Origin of the sequence: Delftia sp. ZNC0008, assembly GCF_000799035.1 — a bacterium.
Lineage (GTDB): Bacteria > Pseudomonadota > Gammaproteobacteria > Burkholderiales > Burkholderiaceae_C > Comamonas > Comamonas tsuruhatensis.
In genome coordinates this window covers 1-1,615 of the sequence record NZ_JTKZ01000055.1, presented here as the reverse complement: position 1 = coordinate 1,615, position 1,615 = coordinate 1, and the positions used below count along the sequence as shown (strand labels likewise).

General features: G+C 61.4%; 2 protein-coding genes. Both read left to right on the top strand.

Translation table 11 applies throughout. The features are described 5' to 3' along the window. Nucleotides 1-376: 376 nt before the first annotated feature. Entirely contained in the window at nucleotides 377-1,108 is a 732-nt protein-coding gene (locus L995_RS01560) for a TorF family putative porin (RefSeq protein WP_016448601.1), read from the top strand. 23 nt (nucleotides 1,109-1,131) lie between these two features. Further along, nucleotides 1,132-1,470 carry a P-II family nitrogen regulator gene (locus L995_RS01555; protein ID WP_012202241.1) on the top strand — a complete coding sequence of 113 codons (339 nt, stop codon included), beginning with the start codon at nucleotides 1,132-1,134 and terminating at the stop codon, nucleotides 1,468-1,470. Nucleotides 1,471-1,615: the final 145 nt, after the last annotated feature.

Sequence of the window (1,615 nt, the reverse complement as noted above, 5' to 3'; positions counted from 1 at the left end):
GGTCAGATACATCCTGTAAATGTAAGCAATTTCCCATCTTGGATACAGGCATGTATTTGAATGGCAGGCTATCCAATCAGGCATGTTCCAAAATCAGGTAATCCAGACTTGGCTGATCATGTGCTGTGGCAGGCGACCTGGGAATGTGCTGTACTGGGCATGAGATCATTTGCACTTTTTTGGTGCATTTTTGGTGAGATGCCATGTGAGCGACCGCTATCACCGTAACGGTGCAGAACTTCTGCACAAAGCCGGTGCACGGGAGGATGCTGCGGTGCTGCATTGGTGGGCCGGAAGGCGCCCCATCCAGCAGAAAAGACTGGCACGGTCCGTGCTTAACCCGGTTGTCACGAAATTTTTCAAACCGGAGGATCCCATGTCCCGTGCCAGCCTCAAGTCGCTCGCCATCGCCTGTGTCGCCATCGCTCCGCTCTGGGCCCACGCCCAGCTCACGGCCAATGTGTCCCTGACGACGAACTACAAGTTCCGCGGACAGGACCAGGACACGGGACGCAACAAGGCCGTCAAGCCTGCCCTGCAAGGCGGCTTCGACTACACCTTCGGCGACAGCGGCTGGTACATCGGCAACTGGAACTCCAGCGTGGACTGGCTGCCGGGCAACTCCCTGGAAACCGACTTCTACGGTGGCTACAAGTTCAAGGCCGGCGAGGTGGACCTGGACTTCGGTGCCCTGCAATACCTGTACTCGGGCAACTCCAGCGGCAACACCACCGAGCTGTATGGCGCGGCCACGTACGGCCCGTTCACGGCCAAGTATTCGCACACCGTATCCAAGGACTACTTCGGCTGGGCGGGCGAGAAAGCCGGCTCGGGCCTGTCGGGCCGCAATACCGGCTACCTGTGGCTGGGCTTCAGCAAGGAAGTCATGCCCAAGGTGACCGTGAAGGCCTCGCTGGGCTTCACGCGCTTTGCCAGCGACATCAAGGGCCTGGGCGTGCCCAACTATATGGACTACAGCGTGGGCGGTGCCTACGATTTCGGCGACGGCGTGTCGCTGGGCGCGGCCGTCACGGGTGCGAACAAGAAGTCTTACTTTGGTGACGTCAACAAGGCCCGCCTGATCGTGACGCTGACCAAGACCCTGTAACCGGACCTGAGGAGCTAAGCATCATGAAACTGGTGACCGCCATCATCAAGCCCTTCAAGCTGGACGAGGTGCGCGAGGCGCTCTCCGACATCGGCGTGCAGGGCATCACCGTGACCGAAGTCAAGGGCTTCGGCCGCCAAAAGGGCCATACCGAGCTGTACCGCGGCGCGGAATACGTGGTCGATTTCCTGCCCAAGCTGCGCCTGGAGGCCGCCGTGCCCGACGCACTGGTGGACCAGGTGATCGATGCCATCGAGGCCGCTGCGCGCACCGGCAAGATCGGTGACGGCAAGATCTTCGTGCTGCCCATCGAGCAGGCCGTCCGCATCCGTACCGGCGAGACCGGCGACAGCGCACTGTGAGTTTCAACCCCACGTTTCCCGAAAGACTGCCATGACCAAACGACTTCTTTCCATGGGCCTGGGGCTGGGCCTGCTGGCCGCAGGCGCCGCTGCCCTGGCACAGGAGCCCGCCGCCGCTGCAGCCGTTGCCGATGCGGCCACGCGG